Below are 22,793 nucleotides of genomic sequence, written 5' to 3' on the forward strand. Positions count from 1 at the left end.
TCTCCCACTGGTCATAGGCGGTGCCGGGCCGGACGGGGACAGCACCCCGCCCACTCGGAATCGTGGCAGAAACCCGGCCGTTGCGAGAGGTCTTCCGCGCTGCGTCGTGCAGTAGTCCGAGAGATTCCCGGGACTTCTCCGGGGACGTTCCGGGGGCGCCGTCCCGTGGGGGCGCTCCCGGGCGGCCATCCGGGGTGTGTTCGAAGCCGTCCCGGAGCGCCTTCCGGGAAACGGCGGCGGCGTGCCGCGGGGAACGGCGGCGACGTGACGGCCGTCACCGGGGCGGCGGTCGCCGCCGCCCGCTCAGCTCACCATCTGAACGTCCGCATGCGCATCTGCTGGCGCATTCGCGCCGCCCGCGCGCGGCGCGGCTGCACCCGGTCGCGGAGCTCCCGGGCCTCGTTCAGCTCACGGAGGAACTGGGCGCGCCGGCGCCTCCGCTCCGCGTCGTCGTCCAGCGGGGTGTCCGGGTCCTGCGGGCGTTCCCGGGAGCGCTCCCGGGGACGCTCCCTGGGTCGTTTTCCCGAAACGGCCGGTTCCGCCGGGCTTTGGGGCCCTTTACGGGCTCCTGGTCCGCGTTCGTCACGCTCGGCCATGTGCAGCACCACCTCGTGCCGAGGGTCTCGCCCGGCGGAGCAGGCCGGGCGTACGTGCCCACTTTCCCCCTCAGCGGTGGTGTGATGCCACCGAGGGGCCGGGAGCCGGTGTCCGAAAGCTCGGATAATGTCGATGTCATGCGGATCCACGTCGTCGACCACCCGCTGGTGGCGCACAAACTCACCACGCTGCGCGACAAGCGCACCGACTCCCCCACGTTCCGGCGGCTCGCCGACGAGCTGGTCACCCTGCTCGCCTACGAGGCCACGCGGGACGTGCGGACCGAACAGGTCGACATCGAGTCGCCGGTCACCGCGACCACGGGCGTCAAGCTGTCCCACCCCCGCCCGCTGGTGGTGCCGATCCTCCGGGCCGGCCTGGGCATGCTCGACGGCATGGTCCGGCTGCTGCCCACGGCCGAGGTCGGCTTCCTGGGCATGATCCGCAACGAGGAGACCCTCAAGGCGGAGACGTACGCGACGCGGATGCCGGACGACCTCTCGGGCCGCCAGGTGTACGTGCTCGACCCGATGCTGGCCACCGGCGGCACGCTGGTCGCGGCCATCCGCGAGCTGATCGGGCGCGGCGCCGACGACGTCACCGCCATCTGCCTGCTGGCCGCCCCCGAGGGCGTCGAGGTCATGGAGCGCGAGCTCGCCGGCACGCCGGTGACCGTCGTCACCGCCTCCGTGGACGAGCGTCTCAACGAGGACGGCTACATCGTGCCGGGCCTCGGCGACGCGGGCGACCGGATGTACGGGACGGCCGGCTGACCGGCTGAGCGGTTCACCAGCCGGTCAGCCGGTCAGCCGAGCGGCCGAGCGGCTGAGTGGCTGACCAGCGGAGCGGCCGAGTGGTTCACCGGCCGGCCGGCTGGGCACTCGGCCGGTTCACCGGCGTACCGGCCGCGCGGGCCGGGGTCTCGGATGCCGACGTGGTCTCGGATGCCGGCGTCCCAGCCGGCGCCCGGCGCTTCGTCAGCCCGCGGTCAGCACTTCGCCGCGCTCTTCGAGGGCGCCGGGGACGACGGGTCCGGCCTGGGCGCGGCCGGTGCCCGGCTCGCGTCCGGCGCGGGCCTGAGCTCCTTGAAGCCGGTGCCGATGATCAGATCGATGTCCGTGCCCTTGCGGACGTCGCTCTTCACCGCCGCCTCGCCGACCTGCTCCTCCAGGACGCGCATCGCCCCCTCGGCGGCGTCGGGCGAGCCCAGCAGCAGCGCCGTGCCCTCGACGTTCTTGTCGTAGGGCGCGGGGGCGTTGCCGACCTTGCCGATGCGGAAGCCGCGCGCCTTCAGCTCGTCCGCCGTCGTCTTGGCCAGGCCGCTGCGCGGGGTGGCGTTGTAGACGTTGACGGTGATGTCGCCGGGCCGGGGCAGTTCGCGGGGGACCGGCCGGCCGGCGGCCCTGGCGTCCGTCTTGTCGCCGTGCCCGTCCCGGACGCAGTCGGCGTTCTTCCGGGCCGCCTGCGGGGAGCCGCCGCTCCCGCCCGAGAAGACGTCGACGAGCTGGACCGTCCCCCAGCCGCCCAGCCCCAGGACGGCCACCGCGGCGACCGCGGCGAGCACGACCCTCCGCGGGTTCCTCGGCCGGCGCATATGCGGGAACCGACGGCCCGTGATGCGGTACTTGCCGCCCATGCCAGGAGGGGTGAGCATGCTCATGGGCGCAGCGTAGTGCGGGCGGGGGCCGGTGCCTACTAAATGATCAACGGTTGCGCCGACCCCAACCCAAAAGGGCCAATAACGGCCGGAAGTGGCCGTGAACGAAGGGGTGGGAAGGGGGACGGCCCTTCCGGAGCGATGGCCGCGGCAATGACCGCAGGAATGACCGCGGCGGCGACCGCGGCGACGGCCTCGGCGTGACCGGAACGACGGCCCGGAGCGGTGACCGGGTGCGGTGACCGGACCGGCACGCGGCCGGCACGCGGCCGGTTCCCGGGGCGTCAGCCCAGTTCGAGCACGCGCGCGTGCAGCACCTGGCGCTGCTGGAGCGCGGCGCGCACGGCGCGGTGCAGCCCGTCCTCCAGGTAGAGGTCGCCCTGCCACTTCACGACGTGGGCGAAGAGGTCGCCGTAGAAGGTCGAGTCCTCCGCGAGCAGCGTTTCCAGGTCGAGCTGCTGCTTGGTGGTCACCAGCTGGTCAAGGCGTACCGGGCGCGGTGCGACGTCCGCCCACTGGCGGGTGCTTTCCCGGCCGTGGTCGGGGTACGGCCGACCGTTTCCGATGCGCTTGAAGATCACACGGAAAGCCTACCGGGCCGGTGGTGCCGAGCGCAGCCATGGCGCGGGAGTCGGAAGGCGACAATCGGCCGCATACCGGGAGCGGCGGCCCGTTCAGCGCTTCGGCGCCGCCGCCTTTCCCCGTTCCCTCTCCTGTTTCGCCTTCTGCTTGGCCGCCTGCTTGAACGCGCGGACCTCGTGCAGGGAGTCCGGGCCGGTGATGTCCGCCACCGAACGGTGGCTTCCCTCCTCGCCGTACGGGCCCGCGGCCTCCCGCCAGCCCTCGGGGCGCACCCCGAGCCGTTTGCCCAGCAGGGCGAGGAAGATCTGCGCCTTCTGCCGGCCGAAACCCGGCAGGTCGTTGAGGCGGCGCAGCAGTTCCGGGCCGGTGGCGACGTCCTGCCAGACGGCGGACGCGTCGCCGTCGTACCGCTCGGCGAGATGGCGGCAGAGCCGCTGGATCCGCTCGGCCATGGCGGCCGGGTAGCGGTGGACGGCCGGTTTGGCGGCGCAGAGCTCCGCGAACGCCTCCGGGTCGTACGCGGCGATCTCGTGCGCGTCGAGGTCGTCGCGGCCGAGCCGTCGGGCGAGGGTGTACGGGCCGGTGAAGGCCCATTCCATCGGGATCTGCTGGTCGAGCAGCATCCCGATCAGGGCGGCGAGCGGGCTTCGGGAGAGCAGCGCGTCGGCGTCCTCCTGCTGGGCGAGCCGGAGGGTGTGCTCCATGGGACCGATGGTCTCTCGGGGGCGTGTGCGCCGCATGCGGGGGCGGGGAGGGGTGGGAGCCGTGCTTGTTCATGGCTCGTTCCATGCTCACTCCCTGGAGAGGAGCAGCCGCTCCACGCCCTTGGGGTCGGTCCGGAGGAGGTCCTGGACCTGCCGGGCGAACGGGTCGGGGAAGATCTCCTCGTCGCCGGCCTCGATGCCGTCGGCGATGGCCCGGGCCGCGTCGGCGGCCGACGCGGCGGGGATGTCGCCGAGGCTGCGCAGACCGCCGGCGGCGTAGCGCAGCATGTCCGTCTCGACGGGGCCGGGGAAGACGGCGTGCACGGCGATCCCGCGCGGCGCGAGGTCCACCCGGACGGCCTGGGTGAGCAGGGCGAGCGCGGCCTTGGACGCGGGGTAGGCGCCCATCGCGGGGGTGGCGGCGAAGGCGCCGACGCTGATGACGTTGGCGACGGCGCCACCGCCGTTGCGCTCCACGACGGGCGCGAAGGCGCGCAGGACGTGGAGGGTGCCCAGCCAGTTCGTCCGCATGACCGCCTCGACGTCGGCGAGGTCCATGTCGAGCAGGTGGCCCATGCCGTGCCGGCCGGCGTTGTTGACCAGGAGCGTCACGTCGGGCGCGGCCTCGGCGGCGGCCGTGACGGCGGCCGGGTCGGTGATGTCCAGGGTGAGGGGGACGATCCGGTCCGGGGCCTCGGCGACCAGCGGTTCCAGCGTCCGGGGGTCGCGCGCGGCGGCGTGTACGCGGGTGGCGCCGCGGGACAGGAACTCGGCGACCAGGGCCCGCCCGATACCGCGGTTGGCGCCCGTCACCAGAACGACGGCCTCGTTGATCCGCACGGTGCCTCCTTCGCGTCGGCTGACGCCCCACTCGCTACCCATGCGGGGGCGGGACCCACACCTGGGGGCGCGTGGGTGACGAGAAGTGGTTAGAGCGATCGTTCCAGTGGTGTTACTGTGACTCGCGTCTGGATAGAACGTTCATTACAGGCGGGCGTTCTCCACCGATCTCTGTGGGGGGAAGTACGTGGAAACCAAGCGCGTGGAGACCAAGCGCATCACCGTGAACGGCGTCGAACTCGCCTACCTGGAGCAGGGCGAGGGCCCGCTCGCCCTGCTCCTGCACGGTTTCCCGGAGACGCCCGGGATGTTCCGGCACCTGATGCCGGTGCTCGCGGCGGCCGGTTACCGGGCCGTCGCGCCGTACATGCGGGGCTTCGCGCCCAGCCGGGTGCCGGCGGACGGCAGCATGCTGATGAAGGACCTGATCGAGGACGCCAACGCGCTGCACGAGGCGCTCGGCGGCGACGGCGACGCGGTGATCATCGGGCACGACTGGGGCGGCTTCACCACCTGGGGCGCCGCCGCGCACACTCCCGAGCGCTGGTCGCGGGTGGTCGTGGCGGACGTGCCGCCGGTGCGGTTCTACGAGCGCCGGGCCGCCGTACCCGAACAGATCCACAAGAACAGCCACTTCTACTTCTTCCAGATGGGCGTGGCCGACCAGCTCGTCCCCGCGAACGACTTCGCCTACCTCGACTGGCTGTGGCAGCACTGGAGCGGTGACGTCCCGGGCTTCGACTCCACCGAGGACCGGCTAGCGGGCAAGGACGCGCTGCGCGACCCCGCCAACCTCCGGATGGGGCTGGGGCTTTACCGGCAGAACTTCCCGTCGGACGCCTTCGGCACGGAGGACTGGGAGATGGGCCGGCTGCTCGCGGAGCTGCCGTCACAGCCGACCCTCTACCTGCACGGCAGCGAGGACCCGGTCGTGGACGAGGAGATTCTTGCGGACATCGTCGCCGCCCTCCCCGAGGGATCGGACGGCGTCCTGCTTCAGGGGGTCGGCCACTTCCCGATGGTGGAGGCGCCGGAGGAGGTCAACGAGCGGATTATGGCGTTCCTTTCGGGGGCCCGCTCTGCCGGGAAGTGATGGTCGGGTGGCCGCCGCGTCGTGGCTGCCGCGGAAGCGGCGGGCCGCCCTCTTGGAGGGGGAGGACGGACCGCCGCTCCGGGGCGACGGAGGCAATAGGGGTGATGGGGGCGGTGGTTGTGACGGGCGTGATGGGTATTGGGGGCGCTCAGGGGCGTGCCCGGTGGGGGCGGGCGCCCCTGTCAGGGTCCTGTGAGGGGCGCCAGTCCGGTCGGGAGCGCCCCTGAGTCCGAGTACACGACCCCGAGCCGCTGGGTGGCCCGTGTCAGGGCCACGTACAGGTCGCTGGTCCCCAGCCCGTCCGGCTCCGCGAGGATCACGGTGTCGAACTCCAGGCCCTTGGCCTGCCGGGGGTCGAGCAGCACCACCGGCCGGGTCAGATCGGGGGCGGCCCCGGCGGAGGCGTCCGGAAGGGCGGCGAGCAGCGCGGGATGCAGGGCGCGCGGCGCGATGACGGCGGTCCGGCCGTCCTCCTGCGCGGCGACGGCCTCGGCCACGGCCTCGGCGACCGCGCCCGGCACGTCGTCCGCCCGCCGCGCCCAGGGCCGGACGCCCGTGGAGCGGACCGAACGCGGCGGCCGGAACCCCGGATCGCCCGACGCCCGGACCACGTCCGCCGCCACCTCCATGATCTCGGCGGGCGTACGGTAGTTGACGCCCAGCCGGACGTGCTCCCAGCGGTCGCCGACGTACGGCGCGAGGGCCGCCTCCCACGATCCGCAGCCGCCCGGCTCGGCGGTCTGGGCCGGGTCGCCGACCAGTGTCATGGAGCGCGTCGGGCAGCGGCGCATCAGCAGCCGCCAGGCCATCGGGGACAGCTCCTGCGCCTCGTCCACGATGATGTGTCCGAACGCCCAGGTGCGGTCGGCCGCGGCGCGTTCGGCGGCGCTGCGGTGGTCGGCCTCCTCCTGGCGCTCCGCGAGCCGCTCCGCGTCCACGATGTCGTGGGCGGCCAGCACCTCGGAGTCGTCGTCCTCCAGGTCCTCGAACTCCTGGGTGCGGGAGCCGTACGACATGTCGAGCACGCCCTGCGCATAGGCGATTCGTTCCTGCCGGGCGGCCTCGGCAGCGGCGCGGGCGGCCGAGTCGTCCTCGCCGAGCAACTCGGCGGCCTCGTCCAGCAGCGGTACGTCGGCCGGCGTCCACGGCCCGGCGTCCCTCCGGATGGCGTCGGCGTCCGCCGGAGGCAGCCGGCGGGGTCGGCGAGGAAGTCCGTCACCAGCCGGTGCGGGGTGAGCGCCGGCCACAACGTGTCGATGGCGGCGTGCACGTCGCGGGAGGCCGCGACGGCCTTGCCGAGCTGGGCGGCGTCGTCCGGGCCGAGGAGGTTCGGGCCCCCGTAGGGGTCGGCCCCGATGCGGTCGACGAGTTGGGCGGTCAGGGCGTCGATCACGGCGAACGCGAAGGTGGGGCGCGCGAGGTTGTGCGGCAGCTTCGTGGCGCGCGCCCGGTCGCGGGCCGCCCGCGCGATGTCCTCGTCCAGTACCAGGTCGCCGTCGTCGTGCGGGATCACGATCTCCGGGTCGGGCAGCGTCTGCCGGTCCCGGACGTACGCGGCCAGCGCGTCCGCCATCGCCGCGGCGCCCTTGACCGCGGCCGCCCGCGGGGTGTCGGCGCCGGTGGCCGTGATGCCGGGGAAGAGCTCGGCGGGCGTGGCGAGCAGCACCCCCGTCTCGCCGAGGGAGGGCAGCACCTCGCCGATGTAGCCGAGGAACGCCGGGTTGGGGCCGACGATCAGCACGGCGCGGCGGGCCAGTTGCTCGCGGTGGGCGTAGAGCAGGTACGCGGCGCGGTGCAGCGCGACGACCGTCTTCCCGGTGCCGGGGCCGCCCTCCACCACCATGACGCCGTGGTGTGGGGCGCGGATGATGCGGTCCTGCTCCGCCTGGATGGTCTGCACGATGTCGTGCATCCGCCCGGTGCGGGCGGCGTCCAGCGCGGCGAGGAGGACGGCGTCGGCGTCGCTGCCCTCCAGGCCGGTGCGCTCGGGATCGGTGAGGTCCAGGATCTCGTCGTGGAGGGCCGTGACGCGGCGACCCTCGGTGCTGATGTGACGCCTGCGGCGCAGGCCCATGGGGGTGTGGCCCGTCGCCAGGTAGAACGGCCGGGCGACGTCGGCCCGCCAGTCGACGACGAGGGGCGTCCGGTCGGCGTCGTCCCGGCGGATGCCGATCCGGCCGATGTGGTGGTCGCGGCCGTCGCGGAACGCCAGCCGGCCGAAGCAGAGTCCGTTCTCCCCGGCGTTGAACGCGGCCAGCAGCCCGGACCGCTCGGCCACCAGCACATCGCGCTCCAGCCGGGCCTGGAAGGTGCCGCCGCCCGGCGCGGCGAGGGCGGCGTTCATCCCGGCTTCGGCCTCGTCGCGGAGTTCCGCGAGGCGTGTGTGGAGGTTGTCGATGAATTCCTGTTCGTCGCGCAATTCCTGGGCCGACGCGTTTGACACTGTGACTCCCGCCCCGATATCATGGCCTTACAAAGCTTCCCTATGCCTTGTTTTCTGTGCGGCATAGAAACAATCAATATACGCGAGGAAATGCCCCGGCTGTCAATATGCCGGGGCATTTGTTGTTTTGGCGCCGCCCTTTTGATCTTTCTTGGGCGGCGCCTTTTGTTGTCCGGAGCGTGGGGTGGGGGCGTGGCGTGGAGCGTGGGTCGTAGGACGGTAGCGGGGGTGGGGCGGGACCGGGGGCGGTGTCGAGTGGGCGCCCGGTGGATCAGCGGTTGCGGCGGCTGCCGGAGCGGGGCCGCAGCAGGGCGGCGGTCAGCACGGCGGGCGTGGTGAGCAACAGGGTGAGCGTGACCACCGAGGTGTGCGGTACGAGCGGGTTACCGCTCGACGCCACTGTCTTCCGGTAGATGTGATGCGGCGGGACGGGGACGTGGACCGGCGGGATCGGTGCCGGAATGTGGCTCTCCGCCGGGGGCGGGATGGCGGGCGATGGCGGCGTGGCCGGAGAGGGCGGCGTGGCCGGTGCGGGTGCCGCGGCGGCGGGGGCCGAAGCGGCGGAACGGGCGGGCGGGTTCGCGGTGACCGGGGTCGCCGGGCGGGCCGGCGGCGCGGGCGCGGGTGCCGCGGGCGCGGGGGCTGCCGGAGCGGGGGCTGCCGGAGCGGCTGGAGCCGCGGCGGCCGGAGGTGCGGCCGGTGCTGCCGGAGCCGCTGGGGCCGGTGCGGCGGGAGCCGCCGGCGCGGCCGGGGCGGGTGCTGCCGGTGCCGGGGCCGCTGGAGCGGGGGCTGCCGGGGCGGGTGCTGCGGGGGCGGGAGCGGCCGGAGCGGCGGCGGCCGGAGGGGCGGCGGCCGGAGGGGCGGCCGGGGCCGCGGCCGGTGGGGCTGCTGGTGCCGCCGGTGCCGGCGCGGCCGCAGGGGGAGCTGCCGGTGCGGCGGCGGCCGGAGGAGCCGCCGGCGCGGCGGGAGCCGGTGCCGCGGGCGCTGCGGGGGCGGGCGCCGCGGGGGCGGGCGCCGCCGGGGAGGCTGGGCCTGGCAGCCCAGCCGCACATGGGCGGTCACCCGGAGCACCCCCGCCCCGACGGCCAGGCAGCGCACCCCGTCGTCGTCCACGTTCGCGCGCACCGCGCCGCCCAGCGCGCGAACGCGCACATGCGACGGCGGATGCGGCGGCAGCAGCCTCGGCACGTGGTGGACGACCGCGTGCAGCGAACTGTTGCCGGCCGTCGCGTCCGCCTCCAGGTCGTCGGCGGCGGCCTCGCCCGCCAGCCCGAAGACCGCGAACGCCGCCAGCGCCGTCAGCCGTCCCGCTCTCAGCCATCCCCGCACCCGTACAGCGTGACCAAGGACGCGGCTCTATGGGGAAGTTCGGGCTCACATTCCACCGATGGGATGGAAAAACCCCGGGATTCGCGCGGCGACGTTTGGCACGCCGGGGCCGGCAAACCCGAGGCTCCCGACGTGCTCTCCGGTATTCCCCGGAAGGGACGGCCTCCCCGGCTCACGCCTCGGCTCACACCCCGGCTCAGGCGCCGGCGGCCGGCCCGTCCGTGATGCGCGTCGCCAGGCCGTCGAGGATGCACCGGAGCCCGTAGGTGAACGTCCCGTCCCGTGCGGGTCGCGGACGCGCAACGAGGCGTACTGGGCCCGCAATTGCGGATGCCCACCGGCCGCCTCCTCGGCCGCGGGCCGCAGTTCCCGGGCCACAGCCCCCCGGACTCACCCGCGTCCGGTCCGGCCGCTCCGGGCCACCGTCGTCGGCCACGCCGCCTCGCTGATGCTGATGCTGATGCCGATGACGCAGACGCGGAGCGTGGACACGGCGAGGTCCGCTTCGTCCGCCGGGAGGCCCGCCGCCTCGAACAGGGCCAGGAGTCCCGCGGAGAGCCGCATGGCGTCGGGGCCGAGCCGGGTGAGTCCGAGTCCGCCCGGCGCGGGGGCCGGCCAGGGGTGGCGGAGGATCGTCGTCCGCAGGTCGTGCGCGCAGTGGCCGGCGGCCTCGCGCCGGCCGGCCGGGTCGTCCGCGGCGGCCACCCCGATCCCGCCGTACACCTCGTCCACGACCGGCTCGATCAGCTCGTCCTTGGTGGAGACGTGCGTGTACGTCGAGGTGGCCCGGCGTTCAGCCGGGCGCCGGGCTTCCGCGTGCTCAGGGCTTCGAGGCCGTCCGCGTCCGGCAGGCCGCTCCGAAGGCCGCGCGGGGTACGGCTGCGGGGCCTCTCCGAGGGAGGGCCGGGGCGAGACCACCGGGGTGGGGGCTGGGGAGCGGTCGGTGTGGGCACGCGGGAGCATGAGGGAAGAGGGAAGGCGGCGCGGGCGACGGGGGCGGAAGTGGCGGGTCACGGGGAGTGGACCATCCAGCAGGTGGCGCGCCGTGCCGGCATCACCAGCCGCACGCTGCGCCACTACGACGACATCGGCCTCCTCCCGCCGTCCCGCGTCGGAGCCAACGGCTACCGCTACTACGACGTCGACGCCGTGGCCAGGCTGCAGCGCATCCTGCTCCTGCGGGACCTCGGGCTGAGCCTGCCGGTCATCGCGGAGGTGCTGGACCGGGACGCCGACGAGGAGACGGCGCTGCGGGAGCAGATCCGGTTGCTGGAGGCCGAACGCGAGCGCCTCGACCGGCGGATCAGGGCCGTCCGGCGCACCCTCGACGCCCGCCGCTCGGGGCAGGACCCGACGATGGACATGATGCTGGAGGGGTTCAACGACAGCTACGAGGACGAGGTGACCGCCCGCTGGGGCGAGCGCGCCTTCCGGCTCAGCAACGACTGGTGGCACAAGAAGACCATGCGGCAGCAGCTCGACTGGAAGCGGGACACCGACGAGCTCGTCGACGCCTGGGCCGCGGCCTGGCGGGAGGGCGCGTCCCCGCTCTCGGAGCGGGCGCAGGCGCTCGCCGCCCGGCACGTCGCCTGGCTCGGCGCGGTCCCCGGCACGCCGTTGGCCGACGGGGACCGCGAACGGTCCGCCGCGATGGTGCGCTGCCTCGGGGACATGTACGTCACGGACCCCGACTTCACCGCCACGTACGGGTCCGTGGAGGGCGCCGCTTTCGTCCGGGACGCGCTGCACGAGTACGTGCGGGTCTCCATGGCCTCGTCGTAGCGGACTTCTCGTAGCGGCGTCCTCGTATCGGGCCCCTCGTAACCGACCCCCCTCGTAACCGACCCCTCGTAGGGACCTCCTCTTAGGGACCATGCCGCGGTCCGCCCCACCTCCACCAGCTGCCGGTGGGTACTTCCGGGGCGGCGGCCCGGGTCCCGGCGGCAGGGCGATCGGGGCCCGAGCCGCTGCCCGGCCGCGCGGCGGTCGGGGGCCGCGTCACTCTGGCGCCACAGCTCCCTCCCCCTTACCTTGGCCCCGGTGGGCACCCCCATCGAACAGCTTGCCGCGTCTCCGGCGGTCAACTCCTGACGTCAGGGGACGACTTCAGACGAGAGGTGAGTCTTGTTCCTCCACCGTCACAGACGTTCACCGGGCTTACCGCCCCGCCGGGCCGGACGCGCCGGTCGCGGACGAATACGGTACGGCCGCGTCCGCGTCGTCGCCGCGCTCCTCGGGCTGACGGCCGGCGCCGTCGCCGCGGGACCCGCGCTGGCGACGCCCGACGCGGGGCCGCGGGGACGGCAGTCCCTGGTCCGCCCGATCGATCCGCAGAACTGGCGCAACCCCGACGACATGACCTGGGCGGAGTACCGCTCGGTCCCCGGGACCCGCTGGGCCGACCCCGCCCTCCAGCCCACGCAGCGCAAGTTCAAGGGCGCGCTGGTGCTCCTGGACTACCCGGACGAGGAGTTCTCGGTCAGCAGGCCGGCCGGCGCCGGCCGGTTCGGCAACCCGCAGGCGCCCGCCTCCGGCATCCCCCGCGACCGGGTGCCCGCCTTCTACCGCGACTTCCTCAACAAACCGGGCACCCTCAACCACGGGCACACGATCAACGAGTACTGGATGGAGGACTCCGGGGGCCGCTTCGGGGTCGACCTGACGGCGTTCGGGGCGTACCGGCTGCCGTGGAAGTCGTACCAGTACGGGATCGAGCCGGAGATGAACCCCGGGGCCTGTCCCCGCGGCGACACCTGTGGGAAGGACATCAGGGCCGACGGGAAGCGGGCCTGGGTCGCCGACGTGGGTGCCGACCAGGTGAAGAAGTTCGACTTCGTCTTCTACCTGACGGCGGGCGTGGACGAGTCGTCCGCCTGGCAGGAGTTCGGGCAGATGAAGTTCCGGTCGGCGGCCGACGTGCCGGCCGCCTGGGGACCGCCGTCCCCGTTGGCGTCCGGCGGCAACGCGGCGAAGACCCGCTACGTGCCCTGGACGTCCTGGCAGGCCGCCGCGCGGATCTGGCCGAACGCGGCGGACGGCTCGTCCACCCAGGCCGAGAGCTCCGGCATGGCGACGTTCGCCCATGAGCTCAGCCACATCCTGGGCATCGGGGACAACTACAACAACCCCTACGGGACGCCCCTGAGCCGCAGTTACACCGGGATCTGGGGGATGCTCTCGCGCGGATCGTTCAACGGACCCGGCGGCCCGCACACGCGGTGGCGGATCCCCGCGACCGCCGGCGGCTCCATGGGCGCCCAGCACGTCCTGCGGGACAAGATGAAGCTCGGCATCGTGGACGACAAGAACGTCCTCCGCCTCGACCGCGACGACCTCAAGAACCAGGGGCTCATCGTCGCCCGTGTCACCGCCCGCTCCGCACCACCCGGTGACAAGGGCCTCTCCGGCATCAACGTCAGCATGAGCCGCGACCTCTCTCCGGCCTGCGACCGCGCCAAGAACCCGCTCTGCGACGGCGGCGGCTACGACAACTACACCGTCGAGGTCGTCGACCGCATGGGCATGGACTCCTTCACCCCCGACCACGGCGTGCTGATCAGCAAGACCAAGAACGCCGACCGCGCCCCCTTCGCCTGGGTGATCGACGCCCATCCCGAGGACATCGGCATGGTCGACTTCAAGCGCCCCGACGGCACCGTCCAGAAGATCACCATGGGCGACTACCGGCAGCTCAGCGACGCCCTCTTCCACGCGGGCGCCGACTCCGGCAGCTCCTACGAGTACGTGGACCAGGCCAACCGCCTGCACTTCTACGTCCTCGACATCCGGCGTGACGCCTCCGGCGTCCTCTCCTACAGCGTCGGTGTGAAGTCCCTCGACGGGACCGGCCCGCAGGCGCGCGGCGCCGCCCTGGGCCGTGGCACGGCGAAGGGCCGGCCGGTCGACGGGCGCGCCCGGTGCACCTTCGACCTCGCCAACACGGGCCGCCCCGCGGAGGGCGACGACGGCTACCGCTCGGCCGACGTCTACCGGCTCTCGGCCACCGCCTCCGGCCGCGGCTGGTCCGCCTGGCTCCCCAACCGCCTCGCCACGGCCGAGGCCGGCAAGTCCGTCCCGGTCGACGTGTCCGTCGCGGCCACGACGGGCGCCGACCGCAATGGGAAGATCACCCTCACGGCCCGCTCGGAGAGCGACCCCGGCAGGACGGCGACGGCCACGTGCTCGCTCCGCAAGTCGGGTCGGTGACGCGCGCGTTGGAGTAGGGGGGTGGGAGTGGCCGGTCTCCGCCGCTCCCACCCCTCGATGCGGTGCAACGGATGCGCTGGTCGGTGCACGTCGTGGTGACGGGAGGGGCCGGACGGCTCTCGTGGTGCTCTGGTTGCGTTCAACCTGTCCGCAGAGCAGGGGGTTTGGGCGTTTATCGGGGATGCGATCAAGTCAAGATTCACCTCACCCTTGTCCGGACGGTTGCCCGGATCCGGTGCATGATTTTGAATCGCAGACGACACGCGGTAATGACCGTCACACGGATGAAGAGCATTCCGCTTGATGCCGGTGGTGACCCTCCCGGACGCGGACCGGGAAGGCGGGGTGACCCCCGGCGGGCAAGGCCGGCCGAGCAGGTCGGAACGTTGCGTGGTCAGTGTCCGGAAAGCGACGGCGGAGACGGCCCTCGCCTCCACGACGGAACTTCGTGGGGCGGGCGGCCGGCCGTGGTCCTCGACGGACTTGGCCGGGTGCGAACGAGCGCCCGGTAACGGGGAGAAGAGGCGCACAGATGCGGGACAGTCAGCAGCGAAACGATGCCGACCTGCGAAAACACCGCGAGGAACTGGTCCTCAGACACACCGCGGCGGTGATGTCGAACGCCGGGCTGGGGCCCGGCGGCGTCTGCCGCGTCGTGCCGTTCGACGAGCGGCCGTTGGTCGGCGACGACGCGGTCCGACGGCACTTCGAGGGCATGCTGGCGGCCTTCCCGGACCTCGAACACGAGGTACTGGCCATCCACCACACGGCCGACGTCGTCATCCTGGAGAGCCGGATCAACGGCACCCAGGCGGCCGACTGGCAGGACATCCCCAACCGCGGCAAGCGGATGGAGCTGCCCGTGGCCGTACTCTCCCAGTTCGACGGGGAGTTCCTCGTCGACGGGACGCTGTACTACGACCGCGTGGTGGCCGCGCGGCAGCTGGTCTGAAGCGTGGGACGGGGGGTGCCCGCGTGATGACGCCGTACCTGACACCGGCGGCGGGCGAGCGGCCGGCGGCGGGGCTGGACCTGTTCTGCCTGCCGTGCGCCGGCGGCGGCGCCTCGGCCTACGAACGGTGGCAGGAGCACCTGGACGCCCACGGCGCCGGGGTGCGCGTGCTGCCCGTCCGGCTGCCCGGGCGCGAGGACCGGGCACACGAGCCGCGGTTCACCCGGCTCGACGACCTCGTCGCCGAGCTGGACGAACAGCTCGACGAGGCGCTGTCCCGGCCGCACGTCCTGTACGGGCACAGCATGGGCGCGTTCGTCGCTCACGCCCTGACGCTGGCCCGGCAGCGGCGCGGTGCCGCGCCGCCGCGCGCCCTGGTGCTCAGTTCGCACCGCGCGCCGCACGTACGGCCGACCCGGATCCTCGACCCGGACGCCGACGACGAGACGCTCGCCGGAGTCCTGGCCGAACTCGGCGGCATTCCCTGGGAGCTGGCACGGAGGCCGCGGTTCCGCGCAGCGTACATGCCGCTCGTCCGGGACGACCTGCGGCTCTGCACGGGCTGGACGGAGCCGGCCGACGTCGAGCCGCTGGCCGTCCCGCTGCACCTGTTCGCCGGGGCGGACGACCGTCTGGTGCCCGTACCGGCGATGGCCGCGTGGCGGGACCACGCGGGCCGGGGCAGCGAGCTGCGGGTCCTGCCGGGCGGGCACTTCTTCGTCCGCACGCACGAGGAACGGCTGCTGCGCGAACTGGTGGCCGTGGTCGCGCGGTACGCCCCGCCGGTGCCGGCGGCCTGAAGCGGGACTCGACAGGGGGAACGGCGAGGTGAGGAGCAAGGAGGCTGCTCGCATGCTGGTCACGGAAGGTTCGGGGGAAGCCGGCGGGGTGGGAAGTGGCCGGGGAGGGGAAGAGGGCGGGGCCGTGAGGGGTGCCCGTCGGGGCAGGGTTCGCGGGGGGACGATTCTCAGGGGTGCTCCGGCGAGGGGGCGGCTTCCTTGGAGCGCATGCCTCCAGGGCCTGTGCCGTCGGTACCTCGCACGCCGTCGGTCCCGTCGGACCCGTCTGTCTCGTCGGTTTCGTCCGCGCCGTCGGCCCCGTCCGCGCCGTCCACGCCGTCCGTGCCGTCCGTCCCGCAAGGGCTCGCTCCTTACGGCCCCGGCGATCTCGGCTTCGGTGAGCTGTTCGGGCGGGAGAGCGAACTGCGGCGCGTACGAACCTGGTTGGCGCGCCCGGCGCAGGCGCGGCTGCTCACCTTGACCGGTCCCGCCGGAGTCGGCAAAAGCCACCTCGCGCACGCCGCCGTGACGACCGGGAGCGAGGGCGGCGCCGGGCACGACCACCGGCCCCTGGACGTCGGAGCCCCCGGGAGCCACGCGCTGCCGCTGCGGCTGCCGTTTCCTCTGGGGATGTCACCGCCGCCCCCGTCCCCGCTCCCGCCATCCGTCTGGGTCGACCTCGCCGACGCGCCGGACGCCACCGCCCTCTGGACTCGCCTGGGCGCCCGCGACGCCCGCGAGGCGGCGGCCCGGATCGCGGACGCCGGTCTGCTGCTCGTCCTGGACAACGCCGACCGCCTGGTGGCCGACATCGCCCTCGACGTGGCCGCCCTGTTGCGCTCCTGCCCGGGCCTGCGCATCCTCATCACCAGCCGGGTCCCGCTCGACATCCGCGCGGAGCGGATCCTTCCCGTCGGCCCGCTGCCCACCGGCCCCGGCTCGCCCGCCGAGGCCCTGTTCGCGGAGCGGGTGAGTCCGTACCACCGGCCCGGCGTCGACAGCGGGCCGGGGCGGCTCGCCGTGTGGGAGATCTGCCGGCTGCTGGACGGGATCCCGCTGGCCGTCGAAATGGCCGCGGAGGCGGTCGGTACGGAGGGGCCGCGCGCCCTCCTCGAACGCCTGGAACGCGGCGACTGCGACCCCGGATGCCACCGGGCGCGCGACACCCCCGAGCGGCACCGCAGCGTCGCCGCCGCCCTGACCTGGCCCGCCGGGACGCTCGCGGAAGGGGATCCGGCGCTGCTGCGGGCCCTGTCGGTGTTCGACACCTACGTCGACCCGGCCGCCGTGCGGCGCGTCACCGGGCTCGGCCACGCCGCCGCCGTCGCAGGAATCGACGGGCTGCTGCACAAGAGCCTGCTGCTGAGCACCCCCGGGCCGGACGGCGAGCCGGAACTCCGGCTTACCTACATGGCCCGCAGCCACCACCGCGCCCGGCTGGCCGCGGACCCCCGGGAGCTGCGCCGGGTCCTCGACGGGCACGCCGCCCACTGGTCCGCGTACGCCGAGGCCACGGCGGAGGCCCTGCGCGCGGGCCGGCACCTGGACCAGGTGCTGCACGCGGTCGCCGCCCGCCTTCCCGACATCCTCAAAGCGGCCCGCCACCTCGCCTCCACCGGCGACCACCTCGCCGCGCTGCGCCTGCTGACGGCCCTGGAGGTGCCGCTGCTGCGGCACCGCCTGGCCCCGGAGGCGGCGGACGCCGCAGAGGCGGCCGCGGCCGCGTGGACGGCGACAACGGCCGGCCGGCCCGCCGCCCGGGCCACGGGTGGCGAGGTCGTGGCCGGGGCGCTCGTCGCGGTTGGGCGGTGGGCCGTCGAGCGCGGTGAGTACGCCCGCGCCGCGCGGGTGCTGGAACGGGCCGACACCGCCGCCGCGGGACTCCCCGGGGCCCGGGCCCGCGTCGCGGCGGCCACGGGCGAACTTCTGCGCCGGCGCGGCGAATCCGCGCTCGCCGCCGGCGTTCTGGACTCGGCCGTGCGCCGGCTCGACGCCCACGGCGACCGCCGCACCGCCGCGCTGGCCCGGCGCGGCCAGGCCCTGCTGCGGGCCGCGCACGCCGACCCGGACGCCGAACATCTGCTGTTGCGCGCCCTGGACGACGTACCGGACGACGCGTCGCTCCGGGCGTCGCTGCTCACCGCCCTCGCCCGGGTCCGCCGGGCGCTCGGGCGCGACGGGGAGGCGCACGAGACCGCCCGCGAGGCGGCGCGGCTGCTGATGGGCACCGGCGATCCGGCGCAGGTGGCCGAGGCGCTGGAGACCGTGGCCGTCACCTCCTGCGGCACTCGCGGCGACGAGGAACGGCGGCACGCCGTCGCCCGGGTGCTGGCGCACGCGGAGGCCGTCCGGCGGCGGTACGGCGTCGTCCCCGACGACGATGACGCGGTCGGCGAGCTCGCCCGGAGCCTCGCCGGGGGCTCGACCGCGCGCCCGCTTCGGGACCTGCGCCGCGACGCGGAAGGGGTGTCCCTGCACGACGCCCTCGTCGCCGCCCTGTTCGCTCCGCCGCCCGCTCCCGAACCCGCCCGGCCGGCCCGCCGGGGGCCGCGCCGCACGGCCTCACCCCACGGCAGCACCAGATCGCGCTTCTGGTCGCGGAGGGCCTCACCAACCGGCAGATCGCGCGGCGGCTGGGGATCTCCGAGTGGACGGTTACCAATCACCTGCGCGTGGTGATGCAGAAGTTGGGGTGTGCGTCACGGGTGCATGTGGTGCGGGCTGTGCAGGGTGGTACGGCGTAGGGGCGCTGTCGCAGGAGACGTCGACGTAAGGGGCGCCGCCGTAAGGGGCACTGCGCGAGGCGGCGATCGGCGTAAGGGGCAACCAAGTTGGGGTCACCTGGGCCTCTCCGCCGCCCATATGCCGGAGGGGCGCCCCCGAGGCGGAATCCGCCCAGAGAGCGCCCCCGAAGGAACCTCGCGGATCACCCGATCCGCGGGACCGGGCCCGATATCCGTCACACCGCGCCCGATATCCGTCACGCCGGACCCGATATCCGTCGCGCCGGACCCGATATCCGTCACGCCGGACCCCTGCGTCCGTCACGCCGAACCCGGCATCCGTCGCGCCGAACCCATGCGCGTCACACCGGTCCCGGGCGCGTCGCGCCGAACCCGCGTCACACCCGGCTCAGAAGACGAGCGGACCCGGGGTCTGCAGGGACACGGCGGTGCAGGTGTTGGCCGTGCCGAGGACGTTCAGGCTGAGCGACGAGTCGCCCGAGCCCGCGGCGGGGATGTAGGAGTCGAGGCGGTCGCCCGCCGCCACCGGCCCGGTGAGCGGGCCGACGACGACCGGCTGCCCGGCCGGGGTCGCCGCGTTGGCGGTGCCGCTGAAGGAGGCGATGCCGCCGTCGGCCTTCCGCAGCCGCAGCGTGGCGCTGACCGAGTCGGCGGGGATGTCCGCCGGGGCCAGGCCGCCGCTGGTGGAGAAGCGGATGGAGCCGACGCCATGGTCGGCCGAGCCCTCGATCGTCAGGTCGGTGACGCCGAACCGGCCGCAGTCGTACCGGGCGGTGACCGTCTGGACGCCGGTGGAGGAATCGGCGGCGGCAGCGGCCGGCCCGGCGGTGGCGAGGCCGCCCAGGAGCAGGGCCGCGGCGGCGACGGAGGCGGCGGTGAGCTTCTTTCTCATGATCGGTTGCCTTTCCACTGAACGGATGGTGTGTGGAAGCGTCCGGGCGGCGGATCCACCGCCCGTCGATCACCCGGTGACGTGGATGACACGCCACCGGGGGCTTGGGGGACGGCCGGCGGACACGGGTCGGCCATGCCGTCGCGGTGACTGCGTCCGGGGCACCGGCCGACTACGTCCGGGCGCCCCCGACGGCCCCGGCTCCGGTCTCGGTTGCGGCTCCGGTCCCGGCCTCGGCTGTGGTCATGGTCCTGGCCTCGGTCTCGGCTGCGCCCCCGCCCCGGCCCCCGTCCCGCCCCCGCCACCGGACCGCCGCCGCCCCCGCGAAGTCCCCCGCGTGGGCGAAGCCGGCGAGCATCAGCAGGCTGCCGTCGGGGACGCGGCCCTCGCGGAGGCCGTGGTCCAGGGTGATGGGCACGGCGGCGCCGAAGAGGTTGCCGAACCGGTCGAAGGTGTCCAGGTGCCGGGCGGGGTCGAGGGAAAGCCGGCTGCGCCACTGTTCCAGGAACATCCGGTTCGGCTGGTTGGTGATCAGCACGTCCAGGTCGCCGATCCCCAGCCCCAGTTCCTCGCACAGGCCCGAGACCACGTCGGGCACCAGCCGGTTGCCGCGCTCGACGATGTCCTTGACCCGGCCGGGAGTGAAGCCGACGTGCATCTGGCTGGTCCCCGGCTCCCAGTACTTGCGCCCGTCGGACAGGGTCAGGCCGCAGTCCCGGGTGTACTCGCCGTGGTTGGCGACCCGGATGCCGAGCACCGGCGATTCCGACGACGCGGCCACGAGGGCCGCCCCGCAGCCGTCCCCCGGAATGACCGCTTCCGGGAGCTTGCGGACCTCGGACTGGGTCATCACCGGTCCCGCGCAGTTCTGCACGTTGATCAGCAGCGCGGACCGCGCCTGCCCGGTGCCGACGAGGACCCGGGCCAGCCGCAGCAGGTGGACGAAGGAGGCGCAGCCGCCGTTGTGGGCGTCGATCACCCAGTCGGCCCGGATGCCGAGCCGGTGCGCCACCTCGGCGCCCGGGCCGGTGAACGGCACCTCCGGCAGCAGCGTGTTGGTGAGCACCACGTCGACGCCGCGCACGGCGTCCCGCCCGACGCGTTCGGCCAGGGTGGTCGCGGCCCTCTCCATCATGTCGGCGGGGGTCTCGTCGCGGGCCGCCTGGTGGCGGAAGCGCGGTGCCTTGAACATGGTCTCGGCCCCGAACCCGCCGTCCTCACCGCCCTCTTCGCGGTGTGCGAGGAAGTACTCGGTGCCGACCGGCTCCCCGGGCAGGTAGGAGGCGACTTCGAGCAGGCTGACGTCCCTCATGCCGCGCCGCCGCCCCCGAACCGGTGCTCCAGGATCTTCTTCAGGTTGTCGATCTCCACCTGGTGGCCCGCGTAGAAGAGCGGCCACATGTCGCCGACCCACGGCCGGTCCGGGGAGGACGCCAGCTCGGGGTAGGGGTTCTTGTCGTAGTAGGGGTGGCGGCAGTTGGTCCAGATGACGACCGAGCCGGGCCTGTTCAGGACGGTCTCCGCCGGGACGATCCGGTGGAGGTAGTTCATCCACAGCTCCCGGCCCTGGTCCCAGGCGCACCGCATGTCGACGGTGAGCGCGTCCGGGTCGGCGTCGATCCGCATGAAGATCTTGGTCGTGTCGTCGAGCAGGACATCCCGGCCCTGGTGGACGCCGGGGACGTCGGTCGGTGCGAAGTCCCGGGTGCTGTACGTGTCTTCGTTGAGGTGACGGATGTCCGTGAGGTAGTCGTACACGGCCCGCGGGGGCGCGTCGATGTACTGGTGGACGGTGACGAACCGCCCGTACACCTCGTCGTAGGTGAAGCTCTCCTTGGTCAGCTCCGCGGCGATGGCCATGGCCTCCTCCCGCGGGGTCGTCTCCCAGCGCAGCAGCCCGGGGACGTCCTTGATGCCGTCCGGGACCGGGGCGGGGGCGACGTAACCGGGGACGGGGGTGGGCTGACCGCTGGGCCGGTCGACGGAGGTGGTCATCCTGGCACTGCTCCTTCACGGGCGGGCCGTCCGGGGCCGGCGGGAACCGGCTGCTGCCGGAAGGGCCGGAACGGTGGCATCTCGGTGGGGTCGACGTCCACGCAGATCAGCGCGGGCGTGGTGGTGGCATGGGCGCGGCCCAGGGCCGCGGTCAGTTCGCCGGCCGTACGGACGGTCACGGCGGGCAGGCCGGGGAACAGGGCGGCGGCGCCGTCACCGATCCGGGCCGGGCGGAAGAGGTTGTAGGAGTAGTCGCCGGAGAAGAACAGCCGCTCGCGGGTGGCGCACATGCCGTGCGCGTTGTTGTTGAACACCACGAACGTGACGGGCAGCCGGTGTTCGACGGCGGTGTGCACCTCCATGCCGTGCATGAAGAACGCGCCGTCGCCGGCGACGACGCAGGTGCGGCGGCCGGTGGCGAACGCGGCGCCGATCCCGGCGCCGAAGCTGTGGCCCATGCCGCCCATGCCGAGGGCGGCGACGAACCGGCCGCCCGGGGGCACGTCGATGTGGTGGGTGGCGACGGCGCCGGCGTTCCCGGCGTCGGCCACCACGGTCGACCCCTCGGGGAGGACGGCCGAGACGAGCAGGGCGGCCGTCCGCATGTCGAGGGGAGTGTCCGGTGGGAGCGGCGGGAGCGGTGGGGTGAGACGGGTGACCGGCCGCGCGGCACCGACGGCGGCCGGCGGGCCTGCGGTCACAGCCCTTGTCAGCAGGTCGAGTTCGGCGCCGAGGGGGCCGGTGAGGCGGACGAGTTCCCCATGCGCGTCCGCGTCGAGGAAGGGGACGCGCGGGTCGACGCAGACCACCGGTACGGCCTTGAGGCGGTCGCGCAGCCCGGCGCCGGCCATCTGCGGCAGCCGGGTGCCGACGAGCAGGACGGCGGCCGCCCGTTCCAGCGCCCACTGCGTCGCGTCCGTGCCGATGGCGCCGGCGATGCCCAGATAGCGCGGGTCGCGGGGGTCGAAGACGTCCTTGGCGTCCGGCACCACGGCGACGCGGGCCGGCAAGGCGGCGGCGAGGCGCGCGAGTCCGGGGCGGGCGTCGGCGCGTGCCACCGCCTCGCCGGCGATCACCGCGACGCCGCCGGGGTGCCGGACCGCCTCCCGCAGCAGCTCGGCGGCCCGGGTGCGTTCGGCCGCCGCCGACAGGGCGGGCACGGCCGGGGTCACCGGCCGGGGCGGCGCCCAGGCGGGGAGCACGGCCTGCTGGACGTCCTTGGGGAGCAGCAGCACCGCCGGTCCGGGCGCGGCCGGGTCCGTCGCCGCCGCGAAGGCCCGCGGCAGGACGTCGGTGATCGCCTCCGGCTCGTCCACGCGGACGCAGTGCACGCCGAGTTCGCCGAACAGCCGCACGGCGTCGATCGAACCGGCCAGGCCGCTGGTCTCCTGGAAGGAACCGTGGCCGTCCAGGGCCGCCGGCGGCTGGCCGACGAGCGCGACGGCCGGCACGCAGGACGCCCTGAGCTCGGCGATGCCGGGCACCAGGTTCATCGCGCCGGCGCCCGAGGTGGACGCGATCACCGGGACGCGCCGCGACGTGCGGTGGTAGCCGTCGGCCATGGCGGCGGCGGAGAACTCGTGCTTGGCCACCACGCCCAGCGGACCGTCCTGCGCCTGGTGCAGCGCGTCGTACAGGTCCTCGATGTTGGCGCCGCCGACTCCGAACACATGGCGGACGCCCTGCCGGCGCAGGAAGTCCACGACGAAATCGACCACGCGGGGTGAACTGCTCATGCGGCCGGCCCCCTCCGACGGTGGTGCCGCCCATTACAGGCAGCGCCGTCCGGGGCGGACAATGACCCGGTCGTGCCGGTGGACAGGGTGGGTACCGGCAGGGTTCTGCCGGTGTGGGACGCCGGACGCATGGCAGGGGAAACGTCGGTCGTATGGCAGGGATCTGCCATGTCTCCCTGTCACGTGCGGGGCGGGCGGGGCGCCGTAGGTTGCCGCAACCGGAAGCGGAGCGCACAGGAGGACG

Annotated in this window: 19 protein-coding genes and 1 pseudogene; 7 read left to right on the forward strand and 13 right to left on the reverse strand. The window is 74.1% G+C overall.

What is annotated here, in order from left to right; all coding sequences use genetic code 11:
• Positions 1-308: 308 nt before the first annotated feature.
• The gene (locus ACQEVS_RS17960) at positions 309-596 is read right to left on the reverse strand and encodes a hypothetical protein (RefSeq protein WP_433021592.1); all 288 of its coding nucleotides are present in this window, start codon (positions 594-596) and stop codon (positions 309-311) included.
• A 138-nt stretch (positions 597-734) separates the two neighbouring features.
• Between ACQEVS_RS17960 and upp the strand changes: the two genes are divergently transcribed.
• Positions 735-1,370 (forward strand): uracil phosphoribosyltransferase, encoded by a 636-nt coding sequence (gene upp, locus ACQEVS_RS17965; protein WP_185942432.1) that lies wholly within the window; start codon positions 735-737, stop codon positions 1,368-1,370.
• Positions 1,371-1,585: 215 nt separating this feature from the next.
• On the opposite strand, the gene ACQEVS_RS17970 is transcribed toward upp, so the two are convergent.
• From ACQEVS_RS17970 to ACQEVS_RS17985, 4 genes are all read right to left on the reverse strand, one after another.
• Positions 1,586-2,257: a LytR C-terminal domain-containing protein gene (locus ACQEVS_RS17970; protein WP_433021594.1), complete on the reverse strand. Its 672-nt coding sequence runs from the start codon at positions 2,255-2,257 to the stop codon at positions 1,586-1,588.
• 281 nt (positions 2,258-2,538) lie between these two features.
• Positions 2,539-2,835: a type II toxin-antitoxin system VapB family antitoxin gene (locus tag ACQEVS_RS17975; RefSeq protein WP_003986294.1), complete on the reverse strand. Its 297-nt coding sequence runs from the start codon at positions 2,833-2,835 to the stop codon at positions 2,539-2,541.
• A 93-nt stretch (positions 2,836-2,928) separates the two neighbouring features.
• A complete protein-coding gene (locus ACQEVS_RS17980; protein ID WP_433021596.1) occupies positions 2,929-3,540 on the reverse strand; it encodes an HhH-GPD-type base excision DNA repair protein in 612 nt (203 codons plus the stop codon).
• A gap of 87 nt (positions 3,541-3,627) precedes the next feature.
• Positions 3,628-4,380, reverse strand: a complete 753-nt coding sequence (locus tag ACQEVS_RS17985; RefSeq protein WP_433021598.1) for an SDR family NAD(P)-dependent oxidoreductase — start codon at positions 4,378-4,380, stop codon at positions 3,628-3,630.
• A gap of 187 nt (positions 4,381-4,567) precedes the next feature.
• On the opposite strand from ACQEVS_RS17985, the gene ACQEVS_RS17990 reads away from it, so the two are divergent.
• On the forward strand, positions 4,568-5,473 hold the full coding sequence (locus ACQEVS_RS17990; protein ID WP_433021600.1) for an alpha/beta fold hydrolase: 906 nt from the start codon (positions 4,568-4,570) through the stop codon (positions 5,471-5,473).
• Positions 5,474-5,655: 182 nt separating this feature from the next.
• Here ACQEVS_RS17990 and ACQEVS_RS17995 read toward each other — a convergent pair.
• The 4 genes and pseudogenes from ACQEVS_RS17995 to ACQEVS_RS18010 all read right to left on the reverse strand — a co-directional run bounded on the left by ACQEVS_RS17995 (position 5,656) and on the right by ACQEVS_RS18010 (position 10,208).
• Positions 5,656-7,892: pseudogene (locus ACQEVS_RS17995) on the reverse strand (HelD family protein).
• A 295-nt stretch (positions 7,893-8,187) separates the two neighbouring features.
• Complete coding sequence (locus ACQEVS_RS18000) at positions 8,188-8,316, reverse strand: hypothetical protein (protein ID WP_433021602.1); 129 nt, start codon at positions 8,314-8,316, stop codon at positions 8,188-8,190.
• Positions 8,300-8,968: a hypothetical protein gene (locus ACQEVS_RS18005; protein WP_433021604.1), complete on the reverse strand. Its 669-nt coding sequence runs from the start codon at positions 8,966-8,968 to the stop codon at positions 8,300-8,302. The genes ACQEVS_RS18000 and ACQEVS_RS18005 overlap by 17 nt, the downstream gene beginning before the upstream one ends.
• Before the next feature lie 667 nt (positions 8,969-9,635).
• Positions 9,636-10,208: a TetR/AcrR family transcriptional regulator C-terminal domain-containing protein gene (locus tag ACQEVS_RS18010; RefSeq protein WP_433021606.1), complete on the reverse strand. Its 573-nt coding sequence runs from the start codon at positions 10,206-10,208 to the stop codon at positions 9,636-9,638.
• A 72-nt stretch (positions 10,209-10,280) separates the two neighbouring features.
• Between ACQEVS_RS18010 and ACQEVS_RS18015 the strand changes: the two genes are divergently transcribed.
• The 5 genes from ACQEVS_RS18015 to ACQEVS_RS18035 all read left to right on the forward strand — a co-directional run bounded on the left by ACQEVS_RS18015 (position 10,281) and on the right by ACQEVS_RS18035 (position 17,926).
• Positions 10,281-11,027 carry a MerR family transcriptional regulator gene (locus ACQEVS_RS18015; protein ID WP_433021608.1) on the forward strand — a complete coding sequence of 249 codons (747 nt, stop codon included), beginning with the start codon at positions 10,281-10,283 and terminating at the stop codon, positions 11,025-11,027.
• A 342-nt stretch (positions 11,028-11,369) separates the two neighbouring features.
• On the forward strand, positions 11,370-13,451 hold the full coding sequence (locus ACQEVS_RS18020) for a M6 family metalloprotease domain-containing protein (RefSeq protein ID WP_433021610.1): 2,082 nt from the start codon (positions 11,370-11,372) through the stop codon (positions 13,449-13,451).
• Positions 13,452-13,983: 532 nt separating this feature from the next.
• Positions 13,984-14,403, forward strand: coding sequence for an ester cyclase (locus tag ACQEVS_RS18025; RefSeq protein WP_433021612.1), 420 nt, complete (start codon positions 13,984-13,986; stop codon positions 14,401-14,403).
• Positions 14,404-14,429: 26 nt separating this feature from the next.
• Positions 14,430-15,203 (forward strand): thioesterase II family protein, encoded by a 774-nt coding sequence (locus tag ACQEVS_RS18030; RefSeq protein ID WP_433021614.1) that lies wholly within the window; start codon positions 14,430-14,432, stop codon positions 15,201-15,203.
• Positions 15,204-17,773: 2,570 nt separating this feature from the next.
• Positions 17,774-17,926 carry a helix-turn-helix domain-containing protein gene (locus tag ACQEVS_RS18035; RefSeq protein WP_433027662.1) on the forward strand — a complete coding sequence of 51 codons (153 nt, stop codon included), beginning with the start codon at positions 17,774-17,776 and terminating at the stop codon, positions 17,924-17,926.
• A 388-nt stretch (positions 17,927-18,314) separates the two neighbouring features.
• Here ACQEVS_RS18035 and ACQEVS_RS18040 read toward each other — a convergent pair whose 3' ends face one another.
• The 4 genes from ACQEVS_RS18040 to ACQEVS_RS18055 form a co-directional block, all read right to left on the reverse strand.
• A complete protein-coding gene (locus ACQEVS_RS18040) occupies positions 18,315-18,818 on the reverse strand; it encodes a hypothetical protein (RefSeq protein WP_433021616.1) in 504 nt (167 codons plus the stop codon).
• Positions 18,819-18,990: 172 nt separating this feature from the next.
• Positions 18,991-20,130 carry a 3-oxoacyl-ACP synthase III family protein gene (locus tag ACQEVS_RS18045; protein WP_433021618.1) on the reverse strand — a complete coding sequence of 380 codons (1,140 nt, stop codon included), beginning with the start codon at positions 20,128-20,130 and terminating at the stop codon, positions 18,991-18,993.
• Entirely contained in the window at positions 20,127-20,813 is a 687-nt protein-coding gene (locus ACQEVS_RS18050) for an SRPBCC family protein (protein ID WP_433021620.1), read from the reverse strand. Before ACQEVS_RS18050 ends, ACQEVS_RS18045 begins: the two co-directional genes overlap by 4 nt.
• The gene (locus ACQEVS_RS18055) at positions 20,810-22,549 is read right to left on the reverse strand and encodes a thiamine pyrophosphate-binding protein (RefSeq protein ID WP_433021622.1); all 1,740 of its coding nucleotides are present in this window, start codon (positions 22,547-22,549) and stop codon (positions 20,810-20,812) included. Before ACQEVS_RS18055 ends, ACQEVS_RS18050 begins: the two co-directional genes overlap by 4 nt.
• Positions 22,550-22,793 lie beyond the last annotated feature (244 nt).

Source organism: Streptomyces sp. CA-181903 (assembly GCF_050937075.1).
In the GTDB taxonomy this organism is placed as follows: Bacteria; Actinomycetota; Actinomycetes; order Streptomycetales; family Streptomycetaceae; genus Streptomyces.

What these genes read in the sequence shown, in the direction of transcription:
- ACQEVS_RS17960 (WP_433021592.1), bottom strand. Translation starts at nt 596, where the DNA reads ATGGCCGAGCGTGACGAACGCGGACCAGGAGCCCGTAAAGGGCCCCAA.
- upp (WP_185942432.1), top strand. Translation starts at nt 735, where the DNA reads ATGCGGATCCACGTCGTCGACCACCCGCTGGTGGCGCACAAACTCACC.
- ACQEVS_RS17970 (WP_433021594.1), bottom strand. Translation starts at nt 2,257, where the DNA reads ATGAGCATGCTCACCCCTCCTGGCATGGGCGGCAAGTACCGCATCACG.
- ACQEVS_RS17980 (WP_433021596.1), bottom strand. Translation starts at nt 3,540, where the DNA reads ATGGAGCACACCCTCCGGCTCGCCCAGCAGGAGGACGCCGACGCGCTG.
- ACQEVS_RS18005 (WP_433021604.1), bottom strand. Translation starts at nt 8,968, where the DNA reads ATGTGCGGCTGGGCTGCCAGGCCCAGCCTCCCCGGCGGCGCCCGCCCC.
- ACQEVS_RS18010 (WP_433021606.1), bottom strand. Translation starts at nt 10,208, where the DNA reads ATGCTCCCGCGTGCCCACACCGACCGCTCCCCAGCCCCCACCCCGGTG.
- ACQEVS_RS18025 (WP_433021612.1), top strand. Translation starts at nt 13,984, where the DNA reads ATGCGGGACAGTCAGCAGCGAAACGATGCCGACCTGCGAAAACACCGC.
- ACQEVS_RS18030 (WP_433021614.1), top strand. Translation starts at nt 14,430, where the DNA reads ATGACGCCGTACCTGACACCGGCGGCGGGCGAGCGGCCGGCGGCGGGG.
- ACQEVS_RS18040 (WP_433021616.1), bottom strand. Translation starts at nt 18,818, where the DNA reads ATGAGAAAGAAGCTCACCGCCGCCTCCGTCGCCGCCGCGGCCCTGCTC.
- ACQEVS_RS18045 (WP_433021618.1), bottom strand. Translation starts at nt 20,130, where the DNA reads ATGAGGGACGTCAGCCTGCTCGAAGTCGCCTCCTACCTGCCCGGGGAG.
- ACQEVS_RS18050 (WP_433021620.1), bottom strand. Translation starts at nt 20,813, where the DNA reads ATGACCACCTCCGTCGACCGGCCCAGCGGTCAGCCCACCCCCGTCCCC.
- ACQEVS_RS18055 (WP_433021622.1), bottom strand. Translation starts at nt 22,549, where the DNA reads ATGAGCAGTTCACCCCGCGTGGTCGATTTCGTCGTGGACTTCCTGCGC.